Here is a 21,808-nt window from a genome sequence, read left to right as displayed (position 1 = left end):
GCCCGCCCCATGAAACGACGCCCACTTCTCCTCAGCCTGGCGGCACTTCCGCTGCTGGCCAGCGGCTGCGCCACGTTGCAGCAGCAAGAGCCCGCACGCATGGGCACGGGCGACCTGGGCTTGGTCGTCGAGCGCGCCACGGGCTCCGTGCTGCTGGTGAACACCACGCACCGGTCGGTCCTGGCCCGCGTCGACGGCCTGGGCGACCTGTCGCACGCCTCGCTGGTCTTCTCGCGCGATGGCCGCCATGCCTATGTGTTCGGCCGCGATGGCGCGCTCACGCGCATCGACCTGCTGACGCGGCGCATCACTGCACGCGAGCAGCAGGCGGGCAACTCGATTGGGGGCGCCATCAGCGCCGACGGCACGCTGGTGGCGGCGCAGAACTACACGCCCGGCGGCGTGAAGGTGTTCGACGCCGAGACGCTGACGCTGCGGGCCGATATCCCAGCCCTCACGGCCGACGGCCAGCGCTCGCGCGTGGTGGGCCTGGCCGACCTGGCCGGACGGCGCTTCATCTACAGCCTGTTCGATGCCGACGCGATCTGCATTGCCGACTGCACGGACCCCACCCGGCCGCGCGTGACGCGCATCGACGGCATTGGCCGCCAGCCCTATGACGCGCTGGTCACGCCCAACGGCCGCCACTACATCGCCGGGCTGTTTGGCGAAGACGGCCTGGCCCTGGTGGACACCTGGGCCGACCAGCCCGTGGCCCGGCGCATCCTGGCCGGCTACGGGCGTGGCCAACAGCCTCTGCCCGTGTTCAAGATGCCCCACTTGCGCGGCTGGGCTGTTGCCGGGCGCCATACCTACCTGCCCGCCATCGGCCGCCACGAGGTGCTGGTGGTGGACACCACGACGTGGGAAGAGGTCGGCCGCATCCCGGTGGCGGGCCAGCCCGTGTTCGTGATGGCGCGGCCCGATGGCCGCCAGGTATGGGTGAACTTTGCCGTACCCGACTACCACCGCGTACAGGTCATCGACACGGTGGCCCAGCGCGTGGCCGCAACGCTGCAGCCGGGCAAGGCCGTGATGCACATGGAGTTCACGCCGCGCGGCGAATCGGTGTGGATCAGCTGCCGCGACGACGACAAGGTGGTGGTGCTGGACACCGCCACGCTGGCCGCCCAGGCATCGTTGCCCGCCCGGGCGCCCAGCGGCATTTTCTTCACCGCGCGGGCACAGCGCATGGGGTTCTAGGATGGCGCAGCACGACCACGCCCACGACCTGCCGTTGCTCAACGCTTGGCAGCGCGGCTTTCCGTTGTGCCCCATGCCTTTCGACGTGCTGGGGCAGGCCCTGGGCCGCCCGGCAACCGAGGTGATTGCCGCCTGCGAGCGCCTGCAGGCGGCGGGCGTGCTGGGCCGCATCGGCGGCGTATTTGCGCCCGGCGCGGGCGGAGCCGGGCTGCTGGCCGCGATGGCGGTGCCGCCCCAGCAGCTGGAGGCCGTGGCCGCGGCCGTTTCGCGCCACCCGGGCGTGAGCCACAACTACGAACGCGAGAACGCGCTGAACCTGTGGTTCGTTGCCACCGCCGCCACGGCGGCCGCGCTGGAGCAGATGCTGGCGCAGATCGAGCACGACACGGGCATTGCCGTGCTGCGCCTGCCCATGCTGCGGCCCTACCGCATCGATCTGGGGTTCGACCTGGCGCTGCGCAGCGCCGCTGCAGGCGGCATGACCCGCACCGCCGCCGCGCCCGTGGCGGCGCAAGAGGCCGCATTGGCCGCCCTGGCGGAGCACGGCCTTCCCCTGGTGGAGCGGCCTTTTGACGCCTGGGCCCGGGCGCTCGGCCAATGTACAGACGAGGTGCTGGGCACCCTCTCGCGCTGGCTGGCGCAAGGGACCCTGAGCCGCTTTGGCATGGTGGTGCGCCACCACGAGGTGGGCTACACCGCCAACGCCATGACCGTATTCGACGTACCGGACGACGAGGTAGACGCCTGCGGCGAGCGCATGGCCTGCCAGCCCGGCGTCACCCTGGCCTACCGCCGCGCGCGGGCCGGGCGCTGGGGCTACAACCTGTACTGCATGGTGCACGGGCAGGAACGCAGCGAGGTGCTCGCATTGGTCGAGCAGGCCGCGCAGCAGGCGGGTGTGGCGCGGCACCGGCGCGAGGTGCTGTTCTCGCTGCGCCGCTTCACGCAACGCAGCCCGCGCCGCTTTGCTGCTGCGCAGCCCACACCCCAGGAGGCCCCCCGCCATGCTTAGCCACGATCAGCTGCAACTGGTGGACTACCTGCACGGCGGCTTGCCGCTGGTGGACCGGCCCTTCGCCGCCGTCGGGCAAGCCATGGGATGGAGCGAGGACTACGTCATTGAATGCCTGCGCCAGCTGCTGGCCAGCGGGGTGCTCACCCGCTTTGGCCCGCTGTTCCAGATCGAACGCGCCGGTGGGCAGTTCATGCTGGCGGCGCTGGCCGTGCCCCCGGAACGCTTCGATGAAGTGACCGCGCTGGTGAACGCCCTGCCCGAGGTAGCCCACAACTACCGCCGCGACCACCCGCAGCTGAACATGTGGTTCGTGCTGGCCGCCGAATCGGCCGAGGGCGTGGCCTGCGCCGCGCAACGCATCGAGCAAGCCACGGGCCTGACGGTGTTCCAGTTTCCCAAAGAGCATGAATACCGCGTGGAGCTGCGCCTGCCGCTGCTGCCCGCCGAAGGAGACCGCAATGGCGCTGGACGCCTTTGACCGCGCACTCATCGCCGCCGTGCAAAGCGGCCTGCCGCTGGTGGCCCGCCCCTACGAAGCCGTGGGCGCCATGCTGGGGGTGGACGGCGAGCGCGTGCGCACCCGGCTTGCGGCCATGCTGGACGAGGGCCTGGTGCGCCGTATTGGCGCGGTGCCCAACCACTACCGCCTGGGCTTCACCGCCAACGGCATGAGCGTGTGGGACGTGGCGGACGACCAGGTGGACGCGCTAGCGCGCCAGGTGGCCCAGCTTACGGGTGTGAGCCACTGCTACCGCCGCACACGCCACCTGCCCGAGTGGCCCTACAACCTGTTCGCCATGCTGCACGGCCGTTCGCAGGGCGAGGTGCAGCGCCAGGCCGATGTGGTGGCCGCGCTGCTGGGCCCGGCGTGCCGCGCTCACGACATTCTTTACTCCACGGCCATCCTCAAGAAGACGGGATTCCGTCTGAAAGGCCCCCACGATGTTCAGGATTAGCCAATACATGCGCGAACTCGCGCAAGCCGAACAGACCGGCGAATACCGGATGCCTTCCCGGAGGCGGCAACCGCCGGGCCAGGACACTACCGAACCGGCTTTGCCGGGCGGCGGCCGGCATCGCCCTCCTGCGGAGGCTGGGCGAAGCCCGGCGGGGGTGGGCCTTGTGGTGATCTGGAACCTGATCCGCCGCTGCAACCTCACCTGCAAGCACTGCTACGCCCTCTCGGCCGACCACGACTACGCGGGCGAGCTGACGCGCGAGGAGGTGTTCACGGTGATGGACGACCTGCGCGCGTACGGCGTGCCGGTGCTCATCCTCTCGGGCGGCGAGCCGCTGATGCGGCCGGACCTCTTCGACATTGCCGCGCGTGCACGGGACATGGGCTTCTACACGGGCCTGTCGACCAACGGCACGCTCATCGATGCGCCGCTGGCCGACCGCATCGCCGCCCTGGGTTTCAACTACGTGGGCATCAGCCTGGATGGGCTACGCGATACCCACGACCGCTTCCGGCGCATGCAGGGCGCGTTCGACCTGAGCCTGAATGCACTGAAGCTGTTGCGCGACCGTGGCGTGAAGGTGGGCATGCGCTTCACCATGACGGCGATGAACGCGCACGACCTGCCCGCGCTGCTGGCGCTGATGCGCGAGGAGCGCATCGACAAGTTCTACTTCTCGCACCTCAACTACGCGGGCCGGGGCAACATCCACCGCGGCAGGGACGCACAGTTCCAGGCCACGCGCGCGGCGCTCACCATGCTGTTCGAGCGCGCCTGGGACGCCGCGCGGGCGGGACTGCCAGAGGAATACGTGACGGGCAACAACGATGCGGACGGCCCCTTTTTGCTGACATGGGTGCAGGCGAACCTCCCGCAATGGGCGCCCGCGCTGGCGGAGCGCCTGGCCGCCTGGGGCGGCAACGCCAGCGGCCTGAACGTGGCCAACATCGACAACCTGGGCCAGGTGCACCCCGACACCATGTGGTGGCACCACACGCTGGGCAACGTGCGCGAGCGGCCCTTCTCGGCGATCTGGAGCGACACCTCCGATCCGCTGATGGCGGGGCTCAAGCAGCAACCCCGCCCGGTGGAAGGCCGCTGTGCCCAATGCCGCTACCTGCCGCTGTGCGGCGGCAATACCCGGGTGCGCGCCCAGCAACTCACCGGCAACGCCTGGGCCGAGGACCCGGGCTGCTACCTGGAAGACGAAGAGATTGGCGCAGCAGCCCCTGCGGGGGGCGCCACGCACGGCCCGCGCCAACGCATCACCATCCCCATCCGGGAGCAAATCCATGCCTGACACCCCTGCCTCGCACCAGCGCCGCTGGCGCGCCTGGCTGGCCGACGCCGTCCGTGCCACCCTGGTGGCTGGCCTGTGCTGGATGGGCTGGGACCTGGCCATGGCCCAGCAAACCAGCCCCAGCACTACAGCCGCCAACGCCAGCATCAACAGCAGCTCAGCCTCCAGCGCCGCCAGCCTCTTCGCCACCCACTGCGCCAGCTGCCACGGAACCCAGCGCACTGGCGCCATGGGCCCGGCCCTGCTCCCCGAAAGCCTGGCGCGCCTGCCCGCCGCCGAGGCCTTGCGCGTCATCGCCCAGGGCCGCACGGCCACGCAGATGCCCGGCTTTTCCGGGACGCTCTCGTCCGCAGAAATCCAGGCCCTGGGCGCGTTCATCCGCACGCCCATGGTGCCCGCGCCGCGCTGGACGGAGGACAACATTCGGGCCTCGCGCGAATTCCATCCCGCGCCAGCGGGCGAGCCCGCCACGCCGCTGTGGCAAGCGGACCCGATGAACCTCTTCGTGGTGGTGGAAGGCGGCGACCATCATGTGAGCCTGCTCGATGGCGACCGCCTGGAAGTCATCACCCGCTTTGCCAGCCGGTTCGCCCTGCATGGCGGGCCCAAGTTCTCGCCGGACGGGCGCTACGTGTACTTCGGCTCGCGCGATGGCTGGATCACCAAGTACGACCTGTACCGGCTGCGCGTTGTGGCCGAGGTGCGCGCCGGGCTGAACATGCGCAACGTGGCCGTGAGCGGCGATGGGCGCTGGGTGATCGCCGCCAATTACCTGCCCCACACGCTGGCTCTGTTTGACAGCGAGCTGCAGTTGGTGCGCACCTACGACGCGCGCACGCTGGACGGCAAGGGCAGCTCGCGCGTCTCGGCCGTGTACGACGCCGCGCCGCGCAAGAGCTTCGTGGTGGCGCTCAAGGACATCCCGGAGATCTGGGAGATCTCGTACGACCCAGCCGCCGCCCCCATCCACGACGGCTTGGTGCACGACTACAAGATGGGCGAGGCCATCGCCAAGCCCGGCTACCTGGGCGTGCGCCGCACGCCGCTGGATGAGCCGCTGGACGACTTCTTCTTCGACCAGAGCTACCGCCATGTGCTGGGCGCCACGCGCCCCAAGACGGCTGCCCCGGACGGCAAGGCCGCTGCCGCCCTCGCCACCGCCCAGGTGGTGAACCTGGACGTGCGCCGCAAGATCGCCGACCTGCCGATTGCCGGCATGCCCCACCTGGGCTCGGGCATCACCTTCGCCTGGCAGGGCACTACAGTGCTGGCCTCGCCCAACCTGCAGGGCGGCAGCATCGACGTGATCGACATGAAGACCTGGAAGCCGGTGGCCAGCATCCCTACGCCGGGGCCGGGCTTCTTCATGCGCAGCCATAAGAACACGCCCTATGCCTGGACGGATTCGATGATGAGCACCAGCGCCAAGGACACGCTCACCATCATGGACAAGGCCACGCTTAAGCCGGTGGCCACGGTGCGCGAGCCCGGCAAGACCCTGGCGCACATCGAGTTCACCCGCGACGGCCGCCTGGCGCTGGCCAGCGTGTGGGAGATGCAGGGCGCCCTCGTCGTGTACGACGCCGCCACGTTCAAGGAGGTCAAGCGCCTGCCCATGAGCAAGCCCGTGGGCAAGTACAACGTGTGGAACAAGATCACGCGATCGGAAGGAACATCGCATTGAGCAGCAGTGCGATGCCCCCGGCGCAGGCGGCCCACCCGCCGACATCGCCGCGCCTGGTGGGCGACCTGGTGGTGTGGCTGCTGGTGCTGGCCGAACTGCTCACCTTCGGCATCCTGTTTGCCGCCTTTGCCTTTGCGCGGCTGCGCGAACCGGGCCTGTTCGCGGCCGGCCAGACCACGCTGGACCTGTCCACCGGCGCGGCCAACACCGTGCTGCTGGTGTCCGCCAGCTGGTGTGCGGCGCGCAGTGTGCAGGCCGTGCGCAACGGCTGCTCTGCCCAGGGCGCGCGCTGGCTGCTGGGCGCGCTCGGCTGCGGCTGCGGCTTTCTGCTGCTCAAGAGCGTGGAGTACGCGCACAAGTGGCGCGAGGGCATCGATGTGGCCGAGAACACGTTCTACCTGCTGTACGTGATGCTCACGGGATTTCACTTTCTGCATGCGGCCGTGGGCTGCATCATCTTTGCGGTGCTGTGGGGGCCCACGCGGCGCGGCGCCTACGGGCCGCACGGTTGCCACGCGCTGGAGACCGGCGCGGTCTTCTGGCACATGGTGGACCTGCTGTGGATGGTGCTTTTTCCGCTGGTCTACGTACTGCGCTAAGGCGGCCATGACCCGCTTGTTCCACCGCATCGACGCCCTTTGGCTGGCCCTGCTGGCCGCCACGGCCCTCACCACCTGGCTGGGCGAGCGCGCCGGGGCGCAGGGCCTGGGCACCGGCGCGGCCGTGCTGGTGCTGGCCCTGGCGGCGGCCAAAGGCTGCCTCATCATCCTGGACTACATGGAGCTGCGCCACGCCCCCGCGCTGTGGCGCCGCCTGTTGCTGGGCTGGCTGGCCGCCGTGGTGCTGCTGGTGCTGGCGGCGACGCTCTGGCCGCGATAGCCCGCCGCCACCTTCGCCATCCACTATCAAATCAATAGCTTCCCGCGCTTGCCACACAAGCGCTGGGGGCCATTTTTGCTCAAAAACTCCGCACAGCAAAGCCGGGGGCAGCTGCGCATTCCTTGAACCGGTTCAAGGAAAAAAGCCGAGCAAATTGGGAGGATATAGCCGTCCATTTCAAGGAGGGCTTCGAATGAGCCAATCACACAGCGGGTTCACCAAACAGATGGCCCGCAACATGTTCTACGGGGGCACGGTGTTCTTCGCCCTGCTGTTTGCCGCCATTGTGTTCGACAGCGAGCGCCGCATCCCCGAACGCTCCAACGCCCAGGCCATCACCCCGGCCGTGGTGGCAGGCAAGAAGATCTGGGAGACCCGCAACTGCATCGGTTGCCACACCCTGCTGGGCGAGGGCGCGTACTTCGCCCCCGAGCTGGGCAACGTCTACAAGCGCCGGGGCGGCGACTTCATCAAGGTGTGGATGAAGGTCCAGCCCACCGGCGTGGCACACCGCCGCCAGATGCCGCAGTTCAACCTCACCGACCAGCAGCTCGATGAGCTCGTCGAGTTCCTGAAGTGGACCGGCGAGATCAACACCGAGAACTGGCCACCCAACATCGAAGGCTGAAGAGGGACCGACACCATGCACATTCCAACACTCAAATACCAGAGCCAATCGGTCTCTAAGCTCTACTTCATCACGGCCATGGCACTGTTCGCCGGGCAGATCATCTTCGGCATCACGCTGGGGCTGCAATACGTGGTGGGCGACCTGTTCTTCCCCTACATCCCGTTCAACGTGGCGCGGATGGTGCACACCAACCTGCTCATCGTGTGGCTGCTGTTCGGCTTCATGGGCGCGGCCTACTACATGGTGCCCGAGGAATCCGAGACCGAACTGCACTCGCCGCTGCTGGCCAAGGTGCTGTTCTGGGTCTTCCTCGTGGCGGGCGCGCTCACCATCGTGGGCTACCTCACGGTGCCCTACGCCAAGCTGGCGGAGCTGACGGGCAACGACCTGCTGCAGACCATGGGCCGCGAGTTCCTGGAGCAGCCGCTGCCCACCAAGGTGGGCATCGTGGTTGTGGCCCTGGGCTTTCTCTACAACATCAGCATGACGGTGCTCAAGGGCCGCAAGACTGCCATTTCCCTGGTGCTGCTGATGGGCCTGTGGGGCCTGGCGCTGATGTTCCTGTTCAGCTTCGTGAACCCGCACAACCTGGTGCGCGACAAGATGTACTGGTGGTTCGTGGTCCACCTGTGGGTGGAAGGCGTGTGGGAGCTGATCCTGGGCGCGCTGCTGGCCTACGTGCTGGTCAAGACAACCGGCGTGGACCGTGAAGTGATCGACAAATGGCTCTACGTGATCATCGCCTTCGCGCTGATGACCGGCATCCTGGGCACCGGCCACCACTTCTACTTCATCGGCCTGCCCGGCTACTGGCACTGGATCGGCAGCATCTTCAGCGCCATGGAACCCATCCCCTTCTTCATGATGACCGTGTTCGCCTTCAACATGGTGCAACGCCGCCGCCGCGACCACCCCAACCAGGCCGCCGTGCTGTGGGCCGTGGGCACCGCCGTGCTGGGTTTCCTGGGCGCTGGGCTGTGGGGCTTCATCCACACGCTGAGCGCCGTGAACTACTACACCCACGGCTCGCAAATCACCGCCGCCCACGGCCACCTGGCCTTCTATGGCGCGTATGTGCTCGTGGTCATCACGCTCATCAGCTACGCCATGCCCACGCTGCGCGGGCGCATTGCCAACAGCCCGCGGGCCCAGGCGGCGGAGATGTGGAGCTTCTGGATCATGAGCATCGGCATGGCCGTGATGGTGCTGGCACTCACCGGCGCGGGCATTTTGCAGGTGTGGCTGCAGCGCATTCCTGAGACCAACGCCATGGGCTTCATGGCCACGCAGGACCAGCTGGCCATCTTTTACTGGGTGCGCGTTGCGGGCGGCGTGATTTTCCTACTGGGGCAACTGCTGTACTTCGCCAGCTTCTTCATTGGCGGCGACCCCGTCACCGAAGAAGGCCGCGTGGATTCCCCGCGCCGCTCGGCCCTGGGCACTGCCTGAGGCCGCGCAAGGAACGCCGCCATGGACCACAGTGAACTGCACCGCATCGCGGCAGCCGCCCTGCCCTTCTACGCCGAGCAGGGCGGCGAGGCCGCGCTGTTCGAGCATGCCTGGCGCCAGCGCCTGCCGCTGCTCATCAAGGGCCCCACGGGCTGCGGCAAGACGCGCTTTGTGGAACACATGGCCGCCCGCCTGGGGCGGCCCCTCATCACGGTGAGCTGCCATGACGACCTGGCCGCCGCCGACCTGGTGGGCCGCCACCTGCTGGGCGCAGAGGGCACCGTGTGGGCCGACGGCCCGCTGGCTCGCGCCGTGCGCCAGGGGGCGATCTGCTACCTGGACGAGGTGGTGGAGGCCCGCAAGGACACCACCGTGGTGCTACATCCGCTGGCGGACGACCGGCGCGTGCTGCCCATCGAGCGCACTGGCGAACAACTGGCCGCACCGCCCGAGTTCATGCTGGTGATCTCGTACAACCCGGGCTACCAAAGCCTGCTCAAGAGCCTCAAGCCCAGCACCCGCCAGCGCTTCATCGCGCTGACCCTGGGATACCCGGCCCCGGCGGTCGAGGAAGCCATCCTGCGCACCGAAGCGGGCGCAAGCCCCCAGCTGGCAACCACGCTGGTGCGCCTGGGCACCGCCCTGCGCCAGTTGACCGACCAGGACCTGGAAGAAACCGCCAGCACCCGGCTGCTGGTGATGGCCGCACGGCTGGCCGTCTCAGGCGTTCCGCTGCGGGCCGCGTGCCACGCGGCCATCGTGGATGCGCTCACGGACGACGCCGATACCGCCGTGGCGCTGGGTGAGGTCGTGCAAGCACTCCTCGGCTGACCGACCAGCCACTGCCTCATGCCCACGCTCCATGCAACGCCAGCGCCGCACGTTCCAGATCGCCTTCTTCGCGCTGTTCCTGCTGGCACCCGCGCTCAACCTGCTGCGCTTTGACATCACCGAGGTCCAGCTGTGGGTGCTGGGCCAGCGCTGGAGCCTGGGGATCGACGACTTCCGCCAGGGGCTGATCGGCCCGGGCGAGATGACCTGGCGGATCTTTGTGCGCGCCCTGCTCCCGGCCATCGCCCTCGTCGGCGCCTTTCTGGCCGTGGCGTGGCGCTATGGGCGCCTCTACTGCGGCTGGCTGTGCCCGCATTTCTCGCTGGTGGAGTTGCTCAACCACGTGCTGCAAAAAGCCTGCGGCCGTCTGTCGCTGTGGGACCGCAAGCCCACGCCGCGCCAGGGCCTCACGCCGCGCCACGGCTGGTGGCCGGTGTTCGTGCTGCTCTCCGTGCTGATGGGCTTTGTGTGGGCCATCACCCTGCTCACCTACCTGCTGCCACCTGCCGATGTGTGGGGCCGGCTGGTGACGGGCACGTCCACCCCGGGGCAGTTGCGTTTCCTCGTCGCAGGCACCGCCGTCTTCAGCGCGGAATTTCTGCTGGCGCGGCACCTGTTTTGCCGCTTTGGCTGCGCCGTGGGACTCTTTCAAAGCCTGGTGTGGATGGCCAACCCGCACGGCCGGGTGGTGGGCTTTGCACGCGATGCCGGGCGCCAGGCAGCGGCCCGCCCCAAGCCTGCGGCCACGGGGCTGGAGCCAGCCACCCCCGCGCACTGCCGCAGTTGCGATGCGCCCCACGGCAATGCCTGCGACCGCGCCTGCCCCATGCATCTGCCGCCGCGCCAGTTCAAGCGGCGCAAGTTTTCGTGCGTGCAGTGCGGGCTGTGCGTGCAGTCCTGCGAGGCATCGCAGGCCGCGCAGCAGCGCGAGCCCCTGCTGCAATGGAGCATCGGCGTCGATGCCCTGCGCGAATCGCTGCAGACCCGGCGCGGCGCGGCCCTGGCCGCGCCCTCACGTGCCCCCCCGCAACGCGGGCGTGCCCCCTTGCGCCACGCCTGCGGCACCCCATGCGGCCAACGCCGCGGAGCACTGACATGGAAGAGTGGATCGGCCAGCAATGGCACCGCCTCGTCACCCGCTGGGCCGAGCCTGGCCACGCCGCGGCCGCCGTGTCGCTCGACGAGATGCGCAAGCCGCTGGGCCTGCTGCTGCGCTGCGGGGGCGGCCCGGCAGGCATGCGCATCGGCCCCGCCGCGGCGCGCAGCCACGGCGGGCCGCGCGGCTGGGCGCAGCGCGTGGCGGGCAGCGGCACGCGCGCGGCCCTGCCGGAGTTGCATGGCGACCTGCTGGCCCTGCCGCCCACGGTGGCGGTGTTTGCAGACAGGGCGCTGAACCGATCGCTCTACCTCTGGCTGGCCGCTTTGGCCTCGCAATGGGGCACCGTCGCCGCACACCACGGCGACAGCTGGCTGAGCCACAACGTGGCGGCAGCGCGGGCCACGCTGGACACCTTCCCCGGCCTGGCCATCACTTACGCGCAGTTGCGGCAGGCGCAGCTCACGCTACGGCCGTCGCCCGGCACCCTGCGCGGCACTGCTGCCGAAGCCGAGGCCTTGGTGCAGCGCGCCCTGCGGGGCGAGTGGGACCATGGCTTCCCGAAAAACGTCGCATGGCCGAAGGGTCTCACGCCCGCCAACGTAGCCCCCGTCTGGCTGTGGCTGGAGGGCTGCGATATCAGCACCGCCGATGCGCCGCGCCGCCAGGCGCGATCCCCGGGCGACCGATCCGTCAACGATGCCGTCCCACCCGCGCCGGAAGACCGCACGCGCCGCAAGGCCGAGCGCGTGCGCGATGAACGCCATGCAGCGCCGCTGATGCTGTTCTTCCGCGCAGAGTCCATTCTCTCGTGGGGTGAGTTCACCAAGGTGCAGCGGGCCGACGACGACAGCGACGACGGCAACGCGCTGGAAGCCGCGCGCGACATGGACGTGCTCTCCATCGCCGAAGACCCAGACAACGCCAACCGCCTGGCCGCGCGCGTGCGCTTCGACCTGGACCTGCCCAGCGCGGCGGCCGACGACGTGGTGCTGGGCCCCGGGGAACACCTCCCCGAGTGGGACTGGAAAGCTGGCGTGCTGCGCCCCGCGCACTGCGCCGTGCAATGCCGGGTGGCGCGCGAGACCACACCGTTCACGCCCAACGCGCAGCTGCGCACCACCGTGCGGCAGGTGCGCCGCCGCCTGGAGGTGCTGCGCGCAGCCCCCTTGCGCGCCCACGCCCAGGCCGATGGCGACGAGCTGGATGTGGATGCCTGGGTGCGCCATGCAGCGGACGCAGCCGCCTGGCGCAGCGAGTCGCCCGCCGTGTGGCAGCGCCGCGTGCGGGCCGAGCGCAGCCTGGCCACGCTGCTGCTGGCGGACCTGTCGCTTTCCACCGACGCGCACGTGGCCGGTGCGGGCCGCCCCATGCGCGTGGTGGACGTGATCCGCGACGCGCTGTATGTCTTTGGGGAGGCGCTGGCGGCCGGTGGCGACACCTTCGAGATGCTGGGCTTCAGCTCGGTGCGGCGCCAGAACGTGCGCATCCAGCATCTCAAGGGCTTTGACGAAGCCTGGACGGGCGCGGCCCGTGCACGCGTGGGCGCCATCAAGCCGGGCTACTACACGCGCATGGGAGCAGCCATCCGGCACGCCACGGCGCGCCTGGCCGCGCGGCCCGAGCGCCAGCGCCTTCTGCTGCTTCTGACCGACGGCAAGCCCAACGACCTGGACGTGTACGAAGGCCGCTATGGGCTGGAGGACACGCGCCACGCGGTGCAGGAAGCGCGTGCGCAGGGCCTCACGCCCTTTGCCGTGACCATCGACGACGCCGGCCACGACTACCTGCCCTACCTGTTCGGCCAGCAGGGCTACGCCCTGGTGCACCGCCCGCGCGATCTGGCGCAGCGGCTGGCGGCGGTGTACAGCCAGCTCACGCGCCAGCAATGACGCAGTGCACCATGACCTTTGACCAAGGTCATGAAGATTCATGCCGCATCCTTGTTTAATGGCGCATCCCACATCACGACCTACGAGCCCGCGCCATGGACATCCGGCTGTTCGATATTCCCCGCTACCTCTCGGCCCTGCCGCTGTTCCAGGAATCCACCCCCCAAGACCTGGCGCGCCTGGCCAGCGGCTGCCGCCTGCGCCGGTTTGCGCGCGGGGACAGCATCTTCCGCGTGGGCACGCCGTGCGAGGAGTTTCACGTCACGGTGTTGGGCCAGGTCAAGCTCTTCGCCCTGTCGCCCGCCGGACAGGAGAAGGTGATCGAACTGGTAGGCCCTGGCAGCAGCTTTGCCGAGGCGCTGATGTTCACCGGCAAGCCCTACATCATCAACGCCCAGGCGCTGGCCGAGACCTTGCTGCTGAGCGTGGACAAGGGCACGGTGGAACGCGAGATCGAGGCCGACCCGCGCTTTGCGATGCGCATGCTGGCTGGCATCTCGCGGCGGCTGCACGGGCTGGTGCATGACGTGCAGACCTACACGCTGCACAGCGGCATGCAGCGCGTGATCAGCTACCTGCTGCACGAACTGCCGGAGGAGTCGAGCGACGCCGCGGGCATCGCGCTGGCCTGCGCGGGCCACGGCCAGCCGCAGGGGCCCGGCGGCCTGAATGTGACGCTGCCAGTGAGCAAGGCCACCATGGCTTCGCGCCTGTCGCTCACGCCGGAGTACTTCTCGCGCGTGCTGCACGAACTGGAGGACGCTGGGCTCATCCGCATGGACAAGCGCGACATCCACATCCCCGACGCGGCACGCCTGGCCGCACACACCTGGCCCGAGCCCTGCTCGCGCCGGTGCATGTCGGCCCAGGCCGCCGTGGCGCTGCCTGCCTGAGCCGGGCCCGAGACGGCCCTGCCTGGCCGCACGGGTTGAGCCGACTTTTTTTTGCACCTTTCTCCACCGTTCGGGCGGAACCTGCCCACGCTTGGCGCGGCACATCGACTAGCCTGCGCTGAGCATGTCGAAGGCTGCACGCGAGCGTTTTTCAACGGGCCGTTGTCGACGCCATAAGCTCATCACCAACGATTCGAAGGCCGCAACGCCCAGCGATGCAAGAATGGCCCCGCGGCGGCGCAGCCGCCCGTCCCATCCAACCGTTCAGAAGGACCTTGCACCATGAAGATCGAAACCCTGGCCGTGCACGCAGGCTACGCACCCGACCCCACCACCAAGGCCGTGGCCGTGCCCATCTACCAGACGGTGGCCTACGCGTTTGACAGCGCCCAGCATGGCGCCGACCTGTTCGATCTGAAGGTGCCGGGCAACATCTACACCCGCATCATGAACCCCACCACCGACGTGCTCGAAAAGCGCGTCGCGGCACTGGAAGGCGGCATTGCCGCACTGGCCGTGGCCTCGGGCATGGCGGCCATCACGTATGCCATCCAGACCATTGCCGAGGCGGGCGACAACATCGTGTCGGCCAGCACGCTCTACGGCGGAACCTACAACCTGTTTGCCCACACGCTGCCGCAGCAAGGCATCACCACGCGCTTTGCCGACCCGCGTGACCCGGCCAGCTTTGCGCAGCACATCGATGCGCGCACCAAGGCCATCTTCATCGAGTCCATCGGCAACCCGCTGGGCAATGTGACCGACATCGCCGCGCTGGCCAAGGTGGCGCACGACCACGGCGTGCCGCTGATCGTAGACAACACGGTGCCCAGCCCCTACCTGCTGCGCCCCATCGAGCATGGCGCCGACATCGTGGTGCACTCGCTCACCAAGTACCTGGGCGGCCACGGCAACAGCGTGGGCGGCGCGATTGTGGACAGCGGCAAGTTCCCGTGGGCCGAGCACAAGGCCCGCTTCCCGCGCCTGAACGAGCCCGATGTGAGCTACCACGGCGTGGTCTACACCGAGGCCCTGGGCCCGGCTGCCTTCATCGGCCGTGCGCGCGTGGTGCCGCTGCGCAATACCGGCGCGGCGCTGGCGCCGCTCAATGCCTTCCTGATCCTGCAAGGCATCGAAACCCTGGCGCTGCGCATGGACCGCATCTGCGACAACACGCTGGCCATTGCCAAGTATCTGCAAAGCCATCCCAAGGTGGAATGGGTGCGCTACGCCGGTCTGCTCGACCACCCGGACCACGCGCTGGTGCAGCGCCAGTCAGGCGGCAAAGCCTCGGGCATCCTGAGCTTTGGCGTGAAGAACAGCGACGCCGACCCACGTGCGGCCGGTGCACGTTTTCTGGATGCGCTGCAACTCTTCACACGCCTGGTCAACATCGGCGATGCGAAGTCCCTCGCCACGCACCCCGCATCGACCACCCACCGCCAGCTCAACCCCGAGGAGCTGGCCAAGGCCGGCGTGAGCGAGGGCATGGTGCGCTTGTCGGTGGGCATCGAGCACATCGATGACCTGCAGGCCGACCTGGCTCAGGCGCTCGACAAGGTGTGATGCGCGGGTGGCCATGCGCTGTGGGCGCATGGTCACTCAGAATTTCAAGTGTTGTTGGCCTCCAGCGCTTGACTGGCAAGCGCTAATAGCTATAATTTTAATAGCAAATCAACCCACAGTAGCACCGCTTGCCCCCCCTGATTCACCGGCCCACGCTGACCAGTGGTGCAGCACCGCCGCCCATCAGCACCGTGTTGCCCTGCTTGCTGGCAATGGCCAGGGCGGTGTCGCGCTGGATCTCGGCCAGCCGGATTTCCTTGAGCGCGGGCGTGAGCGATGCGCTGATGATCTGGTTGGCCCTTGCCTCGCCTTCGGCCTGCACGATCAGGCGCTCTGCCTCGGCCTTGGCCAAGTCGATCTCCTTGCGCTTTTTCTCGATCGCCTGGTCTGTCTCGGCGCGCTGGCGGATGGCGGATTCGATGGCCTTGTCCGTCAGCATGTTGCGAACATTCACGGCGGTGACAGTGAAGGCGCCTTTGTCCGTGGCGTCCAGCTCGGCCTGCAAGGTGGTGCGCACGCTTTCTGCCAGCTCTGCGCGCTTGGTGTGCATGGTGGTCGCATCCATCTGGGCAATGGCCTTGTAGATGGCTTCACGGGCTTCGCGCTGCACGCGGCTGTAGGCCACCAGCAGGTCCGCCGTGCCGTCTTTGACCACTTGTCTGTGCTGCACCACATCGCCCTGGTATTTGACGAACAGCGTAGGGATGGAGGCCGGCGTGGTCTTGAAATAGATGTCGATGTCCACGTCCTGCATGGTCAGGTTGTCACGGCTCTTGGGGGTGAGGTTCTCCAGCGAAAAGCTCACCTCTTTAGCCGTGAATTCATCCACCGTCTTGAACAGCGTGAAGTAAAGCCCCGGCGGCAGGGCCTCCTGCCCCACCTTGCCCAGCGTGCGCTCCACACCCACATTGCCGGTATCGATCTGGCTGCACGCGCCCAGTGCAACGCTCAGGCACAACAGGGACAAGGTTCGCAAAGCGGTCATGGGAGTCTCACGGGTCAAAAGGGGTTGGTAGGCACGGCGCGCCGTGGCTGCGCCGGCAGGGCGAGCGAGCGCGATTGTAGGAGAGCCCTACCCCACCAAAAACGCGTCGTTCGCCGCTGTCTACAGCAGCCTTCGGGACGGCAGAGCCCCGTATCAACCCAGGTCGCGCGCCAGCCGGATGCCCGTGAACTGCCAGCGCGCGGTGGCCGGGAAGAAGTTGCGGTAGGTCAGCCGCTCATGCCCCGGTGGCGTAGCGCAGGACGAGCCCCGCAGCACGTACTGATTCACCATGAACTTGCCGTTGTATTCGCCCACGGCACCTGCCGCCACCTGAAAGCGGGGGTACGGGGCGTAGCTCGACTGTGTCCATTGCCAGGCGACGCCAAAAAGCTGCACCATGGGGTCGGCATCCTGCGCCGCAGCGTGCTCCCATTCGGCCTCGGTCGGCAGGCGGGCTCCCGCCCAGCGCGCGTAGGCATCAGCCTCGTAGTACGACAGATGCACCACCGGTTGGTCGCCCTCCAGCGGCTGCAGGCCGGCCAACGTGAAGCGGTACCACTCGCCTTCCACGCGGTGCCAATACAGCGGGTGATTCAGACCCTGTGCTGCCCGCCAATCCCAACCTTCCGCCAGCCAGAGCATGGGGTTCTGGTAGCCCCCGCCCCCCACAAAGGCCGCAAATTCAGCCTGGGTAACAAGGCGCGAGGCCAGTGCGTAAGGGTGCAGGTACGTGCGATGGCGTGGGCCTTCGTTGTCAAACGCAAAGCCTTCGCCTTTATGGCCGATTTCGATGAGCCCTCCGTCGAAAGAATGCCACGTCAAAGTTGCAGCCACGGGCGGTGGCACCACATCGCAAGCCGCCGCATAAACAGGGAACAGCGGGTTGCACGACAGCAGGTGCTGTATGTCGGTGAGCATCAACTCCTGGTGCTGCTGCTCGTGCTGCAAGCCCAGTTCGATCAATGCGCACAAAGCGGCATCGTGCGCCACGGTAGACAACAGGCGCGCCATGCGGGCATCCACATCGGCCCGGTAGGCCAGCACCTCATGGAGCGCGGGGCGCGTAAGCAGCCCCCTCTGCGGGCGCGGGTGCTTGGCCCCCACACCGTTGTAGTAAGAGTTGAAAAGCACCCGGAACGCGGGCGCAAACGGCGCAAACCCGGGTTCGTGCGCTTCGAGCACGAAGGTTTCAAAAAACCAGGTGGTGTGCGCCAGGTGCCATTTGGTGGGGCTGGCGTCCGGCATGGACTGCGCGCTGCAGTCCTCGGGCGACAGGGGCGCCGCCAATGCCACCGAGCGACCGCGCACGGCGGTGTAGCGGGACTGCAGTGTGTTGGATGCCATGGTCATTGCAGCCACTGATCAGGGACGCGCGTGCACCACCGCAAACCAGCCGCGCTCGTCCGTCCACGCCTGGGCCTGTGCAAAACCAGCGCGGGCCAGCATGTCGGTGAACACGGGCAAGGGGTATTTGTAGCTGTTCTCGGTGTGAATGCGCTCGCCCTGCTCAAACCTGCGGCCGCCGCCGGGCCAGCACACCTCGGTATCGGATGTCGCCTCCAGGTGCATTTCAATGCGCGACGCCTCGGGGTTAAAGAACGCACGGTGCTGCCACTGCCCCACATCAAAGTCGCTGCCGATCAGGCGGTTCACGTGGCGCAGCACGTTGCGATTGAACTCGGCCGTCACGCCCGCCGCATCGTCGTAGGCCGCCTCCAGCACGGCCACGTCCTTGGGCAGATCGATGCCGATGAGCAGGCCGCCATCGTCATCCACAAGCTCGCGCATGTGGCCCAGCAGTTCCAGGGCATGCGGGGGATCGAAGTTGCCGATGGAAGAGCCCGGGTAGAACACCAGCCGGCCGGTGCGGGGAATGTCGTCCGGCAGTGCCACCCCCAGGGTCATGTCGCCCGCCAGTGCGCGGGCATCCAGCGCGGGGAAATCGTCGCGCAGCCCCTGCACCGCCTGTTCCAGAAAATCCGCTGAAATGTCCACACCCACAAAACACGCCGGCTGCACCAGGCGGCACAGGGTGCGGGCCTTCTGGCAGTTGCCTGCGCCCAGTTCGATGAGGGTACGCCCCGGGCCCACCATGCCTGCAATGCTGTCCGCATGCGTCTGCATCAGTGCCATCTCGGTGCGCGTGGGGTAGTACTCCGGCAGGCGCGTGATGGCCTCAAACAGCTGCGAGCCGTGCTGGTCGTAAAAATACTTGGGGGAGATGCGTGCGGGCCGCTGGGTCAGCCCGTGCGTGATGTCGGAGTAGCGAGGCAGGAGCATGGGTCAGTGAGACGTTGGGTGCGGCAGCGCCGCCGGGTGGTCAAAAAGCAGAGGCACCTGGGGCGCATACACGGCGGCACGCCCCACACGCTCCCTCACGCCATTGTGCGTCGCCTCGCCTGCAGCTGTGTGTAGGCCATTTCCGCACCCCCCAAAAAAAAGGCTGGCGCAGGCGCCAGCCCTTTTAACCTTGGAGAACTCTTGCTGCCAGGAATGCAGGGCCAACCTTGACCCCAGCCTCCCTCGTGTGGTGTTGCACGCTATCCGGCACTTAAAACCGCGTCTTTTCGGCCAGGGCTGCGTTGCAAATCCTCGCGATACCTACGGGTATCGCTGTGGTTTGCGCCTTGCCCTGACCAAAAATCCTTCGGTTTTAAATGTGCCGTCAAGCCTGCAACACCACACTAGAAGCGCCAGCCCAGACCCACGCCCACCAGAACGGGGTCCACCTTGAAGGTGCCCAGCTTGGCACCGCCTGCGCTCACGTCGGTCTTGATGTAGACCTTCTTCACGTCGAAATTCAGGTACAGGTTCTTGGACAGCGGAATGTCCACGCCGGCTTGCAAGGCGGGGCCAAAGCTGTTGCGGTCAATGTCCACACCAGCGGGCAGGTGCACGCCGGAGAAGCGCGTGTAGTTCAGGCCCGCACCCACGTAGGGCTTAAAGCCGGCTACGTCAAAGTGGTATTGCACAGTGAGCGTGGGAGGCAGGTGCTTGAGCGTGCCGATGGCAGCGCCGCCCGCACGCAGGGTGTGCTTCTGGGGGACGGTGAGGATCAGCTCAGCGGCGATGTTCTTGTTGAAGAAGTAGGTGATGTCTACTTCAGGGATGGTCTTGTCGTTGACCGTCAGGCCCAGCGGTGTGCTGTCCTTGTTGGCGCTGTCAAGGTTGACAACGCGCGCGCGGACCATCCAGGGGCCTTCTGCTTGTTGCGCCAGCGCAGCGCCAGAAGACAGAACACACAGAGCGGCTACAGCCAGCAGAGTTTTTTTCATGGTGATTTCGCATCGGTTGGACGGGGACGACCCCCGTGCATGTATTGAACCGCTGCATCCACCCGCCGACCTTGCCCTATCTCAAGACCCCCGTACTAACCCTTAGACCTAGATCAAGACATACCCATTCTCACGCTGTGGACTTGCCGCGCAGGCGCTGCACCAGCGTGACACCGGCCAGCACCAGACCCCCGGCCACGATGCCCACGACCGCGTTGAGCAGATTCTCCACCACCACCTTCCACAACCCGCCCGTCGGCCATTGGCCTGCTGCGGCAGCTGCGCCCTCTACAGCATGGTGCAGCACCGGAACGCCATGCACCAGGATACCGCCGCCCACCAGAAACATCGCCGCCGTGCCAGCAATGGACAGGCCCTTCATGAGCCAGGGAGCAGCGCGCAGGATGCCTGCCCCCACGGCACGGGCCACGCTGCTGGCCTTGTTGTTGAGCCACAGGCCCAGGTCATCGAGCTTGACGATGCCCGCCACCAGGCCATACACACCGATGGTCATGATGATGGCGATGCCCGACAGCACGGCCACCTGCTGCGTAAACGGTGCACTGGCCACGGTGCCCAGCGTGATCGCAATGATTTCGGCCGACAGGATGAAGTCGGTGCGCACCGCGCCCTTGATCTTGTCCTTTTCAAAGGCTACCAGGTCCACCGCGGGGTTCGCATTGGCCTTGGCATGGCTTTCGTGCTCGGCCTCATCCTGGTGCTGGGCATGCAACAGCTTGTGAGCCACTTTTTCAAAGCCCTCAAAACACAAAAATGCGCCCCCCACCATCAACAAAGGCGTGACCGCCCAGGGCGCAAACGCGCTGATCAGCAGCGCGGCAGGCACCAGGATGACCTTGTTGATCATCGAACCCTTGGCCACGGCCCAGACCACAGGGATTTCGCGCTCGGCCCGCACCCCGGTGACCTGCTGGGCATTGAGTGCCAGGTCATCCCCCAGCACACCCGCCGTCTTCTGCGCGGCCACCTTGGTCATGACCGACACGTCATCGGCCATGGCAGCGCTCTTCTTGGCCGCCACCTTGGTCATGAGGGCCACGTCGTCGAGGATGGTGGCGATATCGTCCAACAGGGCAAGCAGGCTGCCAGTGGCCATGGGGAATCCTTGAAATAAGTCTGTACAAAATCGGCGGGCATGCCGCCATGCGTGCGCCGGACTATAGCAACGCCCAGGCCAACGGCGCCGCGCGGCACAGACCCCTCGGTCTGGGCGGCCCTTGTGCGACCTGTTTCCCCCTGGCGTGCCGCCCCTTGCTCCGCCCAGCGATGGGCGGCGCGAATGCCGCCTCCGCACAAAGCGCATACTCGCGCCCTCACCCATCACCTCTGGGGTCCTGGAGCATGTGCTCTCATTCGGGCTTCATGCCCAAGCCATGCCCGGCTACCTCACCAAACACGAAGACATCGCCATCACTGGCGCAGCCGACCTGATCATTCGATCATTGCTCGACAAGCAACAGTTCTCTGATCCACTGGGAGCCGCCGAGGCGCTGGGCATATCGTCGGCCGCGTGGCCCCTGTTCGGCCTGCTTTGGCCATCGGGGGCACAGCTGGCACAACGCATGGCCAGCCGCCCTTTGCTAACCGGCGAGCGCGTGCTGGAGATTGGCTGTGGCCTGGGCCTGGCAAGCCTGGTGTGCCACCGGCGCGGCATGGATGTGACCGCCAGCGACTGCCACCCGCTGGCACCAACGTTTCTGCTGGAAAACCTGCGGCTCAACGGCCTGCCGCCCCTCAAATACCGCACGGGCCAGTGGGGCGCGGACGCCGCCGCGGGAACAGGCGCGGTACAAGGTCAGTTCGATCTCATCATGGGCAGCGATGTGCTGTATGAACGCGACGCCCGCGCCTCGCTGGCCAGGTTTCTGGACCGCCACGCCGGCCAAGGCGCGCAGATCTGGATCGTGGACCCGAACCGGGGCAACCGCTCTACCTTCCACAAACAGATGGCAGTGCACCGGTTTGAGGTGGTGGAGGAGCGCCTCGACCACCCGGCCCTGGAAGACCGCCCGGCCTACAAGGGCCGCCTGCTGATCTACCAACGCAAGATGGGATGAGCCCCTGAGCCGCCGGGAGCACCCTCACCCGAGGGGGGCCCAGGCCCTCGTTGCGGAGCAGCCCTTGGCTTG

The 21,808-nt window shown here is 67.4% G+C and carries 20 protein-coding genes and 1 pseudogene; 16 read left to right on the top strand and 5 right to left on the bottom strand.

The window, feature by feature from the left end; translation table 11 throughout:
- The first annotated feature begins 9 nt into the window (after positions 1-9).
- From KW832_RS08655 to KW832_RS08585, 15 genes and pseudogenes are all read left to right on the top strand, one after another.
- Positions 10-1,203, top strand: a complete 1,194-nt coding sequence (locus tag KW832_RS08655) for a cytochrome D1 domain-containing protein (protein ID WP_218299555.1) — start codon at positions 10-12, stop codon at positions 1,201-1,203.
- A 1-nt stretch (position 1,204) separates the two neighbouring features.
- A complete protein-coding gene (locus KW832_RS08650; RefSeq protein WP_218299554.1) occupies positions 1,205-2,215 on the top strand; it encodes an Lrp/AsnC family transcriptional regulator in 1,011 nt (336 codons plus the stop codon).
- Positions 2,208-2,696, top strand: coding sequence for an Lrp/AsnC family transcriptional regulator (locus KW832_RS08645; protein ID WP_218299553.1), 489 nt, complete (start codon positions 2,208-2,210; stop codon positions 2,694-2,696). The genes KW832_RS08650 and KW832_RS08645 overlap by 8 nt, the downstream gene beginning before the upstream one ends.
- Positions 2,677-3,174, top strand: coding sequence for an AsnC family transcriptional regulator (locus KW832_RS08640; RefSeq protein ID WP_218299552.1), 498 nt, complete (start codon positions 2,677-2,679; stop codon positions 3,172-3,174). The genes KW832_RS08645 and KW832_RS08640 overlap by 20 nt, the downstream gene beginning before the upstream one ends.
- The gene (gene nirJ / locus KW832_RS08635) at positions 3,161-4,477 is read left to right on the top strand and encodes a heme d1 biosynthesis radical SAM protein NirJ (protein WP_218299551.1); all 1,317 of its coding nucleotides are present in this window, start codon (positions 3,161-3,163) and stop codon (positions 4,475-4,477) included. The genes KW832_RS08640 and nirJ overlap by 14 nt, the downstream gene beginning before the upstream one ends.
- On the top strand, positions 4,470-6,161 hold the full coding sequence (locus KW832_RS08630; protein ID WP_218299550.1) for a nitrite reductase: 1,692 nt from the start codon (positions 4,470-4,472) through the stop codon (positions 6,159-6,161). The genes nirJ and KW832_RS08630 overlap by 8 nt, the downstream gene beginning before the upstream one ends.
- Positions 6,158-6,760, top strand: a complete 603-nt coding sequence (locus KW832_RS08625; RefSeq protein WP_255577581.1) for a cytochrome c oxidase subunit 3 family protein — start codon at positions 6,158-6,160, stop codon at positions 6,758-6,760. Before KW832_RS08630 ends, KW832_RS08625 begins: the two co-directional genes overlap by 4 nt.
- A gap of 7 nt (positions 6,761-6,767) precedes the next feature.
- A complete protein-coding gene (locus tag KW832_RS08620; RefSeq protein WP_218299549.1) occupies positions 6,768-7,040 on the top strand; it encodes a cytochrome C oxidase subunit IV family protein in 273 nt (90 codons plus the stop codon).
- Between the two features lie 193 nt (positions 7,041-7,233).
- Positions 7,234-7,668 carry a cytochrome c gene (locus KW832_RS08615; RefSeq protein ID WP_142146769.1) on the top strand — a complete coding sequence of 145 codons (435 nt, stop codon included), beginning with the start codon at positions 7,234-7,236 and terminating at the stop codon, positions 7,666-7,668.
- Between the two features lie 15 nt (positions 7,669-7,683).
- Positions 7,684-9,120, top strand: coding sequence for a cbb3-type cytochrome c oxidase subunit I (locus KW832_RS08610; protein ID WP_218299548.1), 1,437 nt, complete (start codon positions 7,684-7,686; stop codon positions 9,118-9,120).
- A 21-nt stretch (positions 9,121-9,141) separates the two neighbouring features.
- Positions 9,142-9,951, top strand: coding sequence for a CbbQ/NirQ/NorQ/GpvN family protein (locus KW832_RS08605; protein WP_142146773.1), 810 nt, complete (start codon positions 9,142-9,144; stop codon positions 9,949-9,951).
- Positions 9,884-10,252: pseudogene (locus KW832_RS25890) on the top strand (4Fe-4S binding protein); the annotation flags it as partial. The gene KW832_RS08605 and the pseudogene KW832_RS25890, both read left to right, overlap by 68 nt.
- A 794-nt stretch (positions 10,253-11,046) precedes the next feature.
- On the top strand, positions 11,047-12,939 hold the full coding sequence (locus KW832_RS08595; RefSeq protein WP_218299547.1) for a nitric oxide reductase activation protein NorD: 1,893 nt from the start codon (positions 11,047-11,049) through the stop codon (positions 12,937-12,939).
- A 95-nt stretch (positions 12,940-13,034) separates the two neighbouring features.
- A complete protein-coding gene (locus tag KW832_RS08590; RefSeq protein WP_142146785.1) occupies positions 13,035-13,832 on the top strand; it encodes a Crp/Fnr family transcriptional regulator in 798 nt (265 codons plus the stop codon).
- Between the two features lie 282 nt (positions 13,833-14,114).
- Positions 14,115-15,398 (top strand): O-acetylhomoserine aminocarboxypropyltransferase/cysteine synthase family protein, encoded by a 1,284-nt coding sequence (locus tag KW832_RS08585; protein ID WP_218299546.1) that lies wholly within the window; start codon positions 14,115-14,117, stop codon positions 15,396-15,398.
- Between the two features lie 142 nt (positions 15,399-15,540).
- Here KW832_RS08585 and KW832_RS08580 read toward each other — a convergent pair whose 3' ends face one another.
- The 5 genes from KW832_RS08580 to KW832_RS08560 form a co-directional block, all read right to left on the bottom strand.
- Positions 15,541-16,383, bottom strand: a complete 843-nt coding sequence (locus tag KW832_RS08580) for an SPFH domain-containing protein (RefSeq protein WP_055393814.1) — start codon at positions 16,381-16,383, stop codon at positions 15,541-15,543.
- Positions 16,384-16,536: 153 nt separating this feature from the next.
- Complete coding sequence (egtB, locus tag KW832_RS08575) at positions 16,537-17,727, bottom strand: ergothioneine biosynthesis protein EgtB (RefSeq protein WP_370628652.1); 1,191 nt, start codon at positions 17,725-17,727, stop codon at positions 16,537-16,539.
- 18 nt (positions 17,728-17,745) lie between these two features.
- Positions 17,746-18,663 carry an L-histidine N(alpha)-methyltransferase gene (egtD, locus tag KW832_RS08570; RefSeq protein ID WP_218299544.1) on the bottom strand — a complete coding sequence of 306 codons (918 nt, stop codon included), beginning with the start codon at positions 18,661-18,663 and terminating at the stop codon, positions 17,746-17,748.
- Between the two features lie 404 nt (positions 18,664-19,067).
- Positions 19,068-19,658 (bottom strand): OmpW family protein, encoded by a 591-nt coding sequence (locus KW832_RS08565; protein ID WP_055393808.1) that lies wholly within the window; start codon positions 19,656-19,658, stop codon positions 19,068-19,070.
- 130 nt (positions 19,659-19,788) lie between these two features.
- Positions 19,789-20,775: a DUF808 domain-containing protein gene (locus KW832_RS08560; RefSeq protein ID WP_218299543.1), complete on the bottom strand. Its 987-nt coding sequence runs from the start codon at positions 20,773-20,775 to the stop codon at positions 19,789-19,791.
- A gap of 277 nt (positions 20,776-21,052) precedes the next feature.
- Between KW832_RS08560 and KW832_RS08555 the strand changes: the two genes are divergently transcribed.
- Positions 21,053-21,736, top strand: coding sequence for a methyltransferase (locus KW832_RS08555; protein ID WP_218299542.1), 684 nt, complete (start codon positions 21,053-21,055; stop codon positions 21,734-21,736).
- The last annotated feature ends 72 nt before the right edge of the window (positions 21,737-21,808 follow it).

It is taken from the genome of Acidovorax sp. sif0632, assembly GCF_019218805.1.
GTDB lineage: Bacteria > Pseudomonadota > Gammaproteobacteria > Burkholderiales > Burkholderiaceae_C > Acidovorax > Acidovorax facilis.
This window is presented reverse-complemented; position numbering and strand designations above follow the sequence as displayed.

What these genes read in the sequence shown, in the direction of transcription:
- KW832_RS08655 (WP_218299555.1), top strand. Translation starts at nt 10, where the DNA reads ATGAAACGACGCCCACTTCTCCTCAGCCTGGCGGCACTTCCGCTGCTG.
- KW832_RS08650 (WP_218299554.1), top strand. Translation starts at nt 1,205, where the DNA reads ATGGCGCAGCACGACCACGCCCACGACCTGCCGTTGCTCAACGCTTGG.
- KW832_RS08645 (WP_218299553.1), top strand. Translation starts at nt 2,208, where the DNA reads ATGCTTAGCCACGATCAGCTGCAACTGGTGGACTACCTGCACGGCGGC.
- KW832_RS08640 (WP_218299552.1), top strand. Translation starts at nt 2,677, where the DNA reads ATGGCGCTGGACGCCTTTGACCGCGCACTCATCGCCGCCGTGCAAAGC.
- nirJ (WP_218299551.1), top strand. Translation starts at nt 3,161, where the DNA reads ATGTTCAGGATTAGCCAATACATGCGCGAACTCGCGCAAGCCGAACAG.
- KW832_RS08630 (WP_218299550.1), top strand. Translation starts at nt 4,470, where the DNA reads ATGCCTGACACCCCTGCCTCGCACCAGCGCCGCTGGCGCGCCTGGCTG.
- KW832_RS08620 (WP_218299549.1), top strand. Translation starts at nt 6,768, where the DNA reads ATGACCCGCTTGTTCCACCGCATCGACGCCCTTTGGCTGGCCCTGCTG.
- KW832_RS08615 (WP_142146769.1), top strand. Translation starts at nt 7,234, where the DNA reads ATGAGCCAATCACACAGCGGGTTCACCAAACAGATGGCCCGCAACATG.
- KW832_RS08610 (WP_218299548.1), top strand. Translation starts at nt 7,684, where the DNA reads ATGCACATTCCAACACTCAAATACCAGAGCCAATCGGTCTCTAAGCTC.
- KW832_RS08605 (WP_142146773.1), top strand. Translation starts at nt 9,142, where the DNA reads ATGGACCACAGTGAACTGCACCGCATCGCGGCAGCCGCCCTGCCCTTC.
- KW832_RS08595 (WP_218299547.1), top strand. Translation starts at nt 11,047, where the DNA reads ATGGAAGAGTGGATCGGCCAGCAATGGCACCGCCTCGTCACCCGCTGG.
- KW832_RS08590 (WP_142146785.1), top strand. Translation starts at nt 13,035, where the DNA reads ATGGACATCCGGCTGTTCGATATTCCCCGCTACCTCTCGGCCCTGCCG.
- KW832_RS08585 (WP_218299546.1), top strand. Translation starts at nt 14,115, where the DNA reads ATGAAGATCGAAACCCTGGCCGTGCACGCAGGCTACGCACCCGACCCC.
- KW832_RS08580 (WP_055393814.1), bottom strand. Translation starts at nt 16,383, where the DNA reads ATGACCGCTTTGCGAACCTTGTCCCTGTTGTGCCTGAGCGTTGCACTG.
- egtB (WP_370628652.1), bottom strand. Translation starts at nt 17,727, where the DNA reads ATGGCATCCAACACACTGCAGTCCCGCTACACCGCCGTGCGCGGTCGC.
- egtD (WP_218299544.1), bottom strand. Translation starts at nt 18,663, where the DNA reads ATGCTCCTGCCTCGCTACTCCGACATCACGCACGGGCTGACCCAGCGG.
- KW832_RS08565 (WP_055393808.1), bottom strand. Translation starts at nt 19,658, where the DNA reads ATGAAAAAAACTCTGCTGGCTGTAGCCGCTCTGTGTGTTCTGTCTTCT.
- KW832_RS08560 (WP_218299543.1), bottom strand. Translation starts at nt 20,775, where the DNA reads ATGGCCACTGGCAGCCTGCTTGCCCTGTTGGACGATATCGCCACCATC.
- KW832_RS08555 (WP_218299542.1), top strand. Translation starts at nt 21,053, where the DNA reads ATGCCCGGCTACCTCACCAAACACGAAGACATCGCCATCACTGGCGCA.